This window comes from Algibacter sp., from assembly GCF_049667265.1.
GTDB lineage: Bacteria > Bacteroidota > Bacteroidia > Flavobacteriales > Flavobacteriaceae > Algibacter_B.
Window position 1 is genome coordinate 1 of sequence record NZ_JBATHX010000098.1, and the last position, 4,205, is coordinate 4,205.

The window sequence follows — 4,205 nt, forward strand, 5'->3', positions numbered from 1 at the left end:
GTAAACGATGTTCCTGAAACACTTTATAAGAACCCTAAAACACCTTTAATTGCTTCCTTTTTTGGTGAGTTTAATGTTATAAATGATAAAATCGTTTATGCAAATCAATTAGAGGTAGTTGAAAAATCAGATTTAAAAGTAACTGTAAAACGGTCTTATTTTAAGGGGCATTATTATTTGATTGAAGCTGATTTGGATGGTGAAACTGTGTTTTTTGAGCATCATTCAAAACTAGAAATAGGGGCGGTTTTACATTTGAAAATAGAAAAATAAGTTATCTGTCAAATTTTTTCAATAGTGCAGGTAGAAAAAATACATCAGTAATCAAAGCGATAGCCACGGTTACAGCGCATAACAAACCAAAATCTATAACCGAAGGTGTTTCACTAGAAGCTATAATCAAAAAACCTCCTACTAAAGCCATAGTGGTAGAAAGCAAAGCGCTTCCAGTATAATTCAAGGCGTTATTCATGCGCTGTTCTGGAGAACCCTTAATGCTTTTACTGCGTCTATATTTATAGACTAGATGAATAGTGTCATCCATAGCAATACCTAACATAATTGGTGTTATCATTGCTGTTGTCACGCCCAAGGGAATGTTAAACCAAGTCATGAAAATAGCCAGTATAGCCAATGGTAATATGTTGGGTATCAAAACTAAAATAGTAGTTCTTAAGCTTTTTATAAAAAACCAAAGGCATAAAAACGCCACAAAAAAAGCCGCAAAAAACGATTTAAACTGGGTTTCAAGTATGAACTTATTAAGTTGTGCAAAAACAACTGCAAATCCGTTAATTTTGAGTTTATAGTATTCAGTTTCAAATGACGTTTTAAAATCTTTCTCAATATCCACGAGTAATTGCTCGAGTTGAGATGTTTTTAAATCCTTAAAACTAATGGTTATACCTGCGGAAGCAAAATCGTTCCCAAATAATTTGAAAAAACTATTATCCCTATTTTCAACTGAAGATAAGGTAGTTTTTAATTTTTCTTCAGAAACATTAGATTGAAAGATAACCGGCGACCGTTTTTCAATGAAAGATTTAATATTTACAACGGATACAGGCGCGTTTATAACTGGATTTTGTTCCAATCTGTTTTGAAAATTTTCTAAACGTTCCATAGCATCTTTATTTAAAATAGACCCGCCATCGATTCTAGAAATATCCAGTTGCATCCTAGAACTTCCTTGGAGTTGTGCTTCAACAAGATGTAAATCCTGTTTTGCCTTTCCTTCCGCTAAAAGATCTGACGAATCTGTATCAATTTTAACCTGGAAAACAGCGTATAACCCATATATTAAAACTATGGTAAAGCCTATAATAATGCCATTTTTATACTGCGAGGTGACACGATTTATCCAATCGATAAATTTGGTTTGGCTAAAACTTATAATAGAAACTACTGGTTTGCTCGCTTCAAAATTAAGGGTCATAAAACTGAAACCAATAATGGTAATCACATATACTAATACGAAACTTAAAAGCAAACCAATACAAGTAAAAATACCCATGTTTTTAAATGCCGGTAATGGCGATAAATACAACGCGAAATAGCCAACAAAAGTAGTTAGTGTTGTGTAGAAACATGGTGTTAAACTCTTTCTTAAAGCTAAAGCTATTAATGATATTTTATTAAGCCCGTTGTTTAATAATCCTTCTTTATGGTAAATATTAATAATATGTACCGCATCGCTTACGCTATAAACCATCAGAATGGTTGGAATAAGCATTGAAATCATATTTAAAGCAAACCCTAAAGAGGTTATTATCCCGAATAGTATAGATACAGGAACTGCAACCGATAATAAGGATACTAATAAATACCGTTTATCTGGAAGTAAAAACAGAAGCATTAAGGTGATGACTAAAACCGTTAAAACACCAAAAATTAAACTTTCTTTGTATATACCTTTGCTATAGGCTTCATTTAAAACTGGAGGGCCAGTTAAATAATAAGTATCATAATAATTTTCGATGTTGTTTCTAATCTCACCTAAAATAATTTGGCGTTTGGCTTCAATTGTAGGCGTAGGATTGAGTTGAATGTAGAAAAATTGATATTTAAAATCTTTGGATACTAATTGCGCTGAAATATAAGGCAATTTAGAAAGTATACTTTTGAGTCCTTTCTCGCTGCGCTCTGTATTATATAAGGCATCAAAATTTATTTTACCATTAGCATAAATTGGATATTTTGCTTTGGCTAAACTAAAAGATGTTTTTACAAAGGATAATGAATCAATATTTTTATGAAGTTGGAGAAGCTTTGTTTTCTCCAAGGCTCCTATGGCATTTTCAACAGGAAACATGGCTATAAAAATTTCATCAGAACCAAATTCTTCTTGATAATCTATGTATGCTTTATAACTCGGGTCGTCCTCTAAAAACCAAATAGATAAAGAGTTATCTACATTAAGTTTATTTAGGGTTTGATGACCTGAAAACCCCATTAATCCTAACAATAGCAGTATAATGGCAATTCTAAACTTTATTATCTTTTGAATAGCAACTTCTAAACGCTTCATCAATGTAATGTCATCATTCGTTATTGTCTTTTATTATACTATTTTTTTAATTGTAAAGGTACTGCTTCTAAACTGGATATGATCGCCAACTTTTTTTGACAGCAATAATTTTGCTATGGGCGTATTTGCTGAAATGGCATAAAATTTATCATGGTCTACCATTAATTCTCCTGCACTAATGGCAATAAAATAGTTGGCTTGAGTTGTATATACAATACTCCCAAGTCCAATAACATTTGACGTTTTTTCAATGTTTACTTTTTGAAGTAATGCTCTAGTATTTTCAATTTCTGCTAATTGATGTCCCGCTTTTTCGCGCTCTAGCTGCAACATGGCGCGACCTGTTTCGTGCTTATCGCCTGCACTACTTTTGGTTTCGGATTGCAAGGATTCTTGAATTTCCTTTATGGTATTTTGAACCGTTTCAAATCTCGCATTAATAAAATTCTCGCAGGCCTTAAATAAAAGCGGCTTGATATTATTGTTTTTTTTCATCGGCTTTTACTTCTTTATTTTCATAATTTAAAGGTCCAAAAAAATACATCTGACTCGTAATCCAACTTTTTCTACCCTGAATATATCCAGAGGCTGGATTTGCCTTATACTTTAATGGATTTGGAAGAATTGCCGCTATGGCTGCAGCTTCATTTCTTGTTAATTTAATGGCTGATTTTTTAAACCAAAATTGTGATGCTGCTTCGGCACCGTAAATACCATTACCCATTTCGATACTATTAAGATACACTTCCATAATGCGTTCTTTAGACCAAATTAATTCTATTAAAGTAGTAAAGTAAGCTTCCAATCCTTTTCGTGACCAACTGCGTTGTGGCCATAAAAACACATTTTTTGCTGTTTGTTGGGTAATTGTACTTGCACCTCGTACACGTTTTCCTTTTTTATTATAATCAATCGCTTTTTTAATGGCTTCCATATCAAAACCGTTGTGGTTCAAAAAATTTTGGTCTTCACTACAAATAACTGCTAATTGCAGGTTTTTAGAAATATTCTCAATTGGCTCCCAATCATGTTTAAGTATTTTTGGGCTGTCATGTTCAAAATATCTAATAACCATTAAAGGTGTAAATGGAACAGGAATCCATTTAAAAAGTATAACTAACCCAAACGATATGATGATAAACCAAACAACGCATTTCCCAATAAATTTGAATAGTTTTTTAATCATTTTATTCTATAAAATTTGCTAATTCCTTTCCAATTAAACTTCCAATGGCAACGCCCATACCACCTAGCCGAACACCACAAAACACATGATTACTTAATGGTTTTACAATAGCCTTTTTCTGGTTTCCAACACCCATTATTCCGCTCCATCGGTGTTCAATTTCAAATGGTATTTTGGGCAAAATTGTTGTTTTTAAAAGATCGTCTAGCTTGTTTTGAATAAGATCCGTTTGATTAAATTCTAATGTTTCTTCGGCATAAAAATCTAGGTTTCGCCCGCCACCAAGTAGGATTCTATTATCTATATTTCTAAAATAATAATAGCCTCTATCTAAATGAAACGTACCTTTGATGTTTAAATTTTTAATAGGCTTGGTTATTAAAACTTGTGCTCTTGCTGGTTTCACTTCTTGGCTGATTAATTGTGATGCAAAACCATTGGTAGCAATGAGTAATTTTGAAGCTGAAAATTCGAACTGATTGGTTTTTATTT

At 32.5% G+C, this 4,205-nt stretch carries 4 protein-coding genes and 1 pseudogene; 1 reads left to right on the forward strand and 4 read right to left on the reverse strand.

Translation table 11 applies throughout. The annotated features are described in order from the left end of the window. Window positions 1–273, forward strand: a pseudogene (locus WBN21_RS03585) (ABC transporter ATP-binding protein); the annotation flags it as partial. A 1-nt stretch (window position 274) separates the two neighbouring features. Here WBN21_RS03585 and WBN21_RS03590 read toward each other — a convergent pair. From WBN21_RS03590 to WBN21_RS03605, 4 genes are all read right to left on the reverse strand, one after another. Further along, on the reverse strand, window positions 275–2,527 hold the full coding sequence (locus WBN21_RS03590) for an efflux RND transporter permease subunit (protein ID WP_424197928.1): 2,253 nt from the start codon (window positions 2,525–2,527) through the stop codon (window positions 275–277). Between the two features lie 33 nt (window positions 2,528–2,560). Beyond that, window positions 2,561–3,022, reverse strand: a complete 462-nt coding sequence (locus tag WBN21_RS03595) for a 3-oxoacyl-ACP synthase (protein WP_424197929.1) — start codon at window positions 3,020–3,022, stop codon at window positions 2,561–2,563. Next, window positions 3,006–3,713, reverse strand: a complete 708-nt coding sequence (mtgA, locus tag WBN21_RS03600; protein ID WP_424197930.1) for a monofunctional biosynthetic peptidoglycan transglycosylase — start codon at window positions 3,711–3,713, stop codon at window positions 3,006–3,008. Before mtgA ends, WBN21_RS03595 begins: the two co-directional genes overlap by 17 nt. Window position 3,714: 1 nt before the next feature. Continuing rightward, on the reverse strand, window positions 3,715–4,205 hold a 491-nt coding region (locus WBN21_RS03605; protein ID WP_424197931.1), incomplete at its 5' end, for an NAD(P)/FAD-dependent oxidoreductase.

Excerpts from the sequence above, each read along its gene's own strand:
- mtgA (WP_424197930.1), bottom strand. The coding sequence starts at position 3,713 with ATGATTAAAAAACTATTCAAATTTATTGGGAAATGCGTTGTTTGGTTT.
- WBN21_RS03595 (WP_424197929.1), bottom strand. The coding sequence starts at position 3,022 with ATGAAAAAAAACAATAATATCAAGCCGCTTTTATTTAAGGCCTGCGAG.
- WBN21_RS03590 (WP_424197928.1), bottom strand. The coding sequence starts at position 2,527 with ATGAAGCGTTTAGAAGTTGCTATTCAAAAGATAATAAAGTTTAGAATT.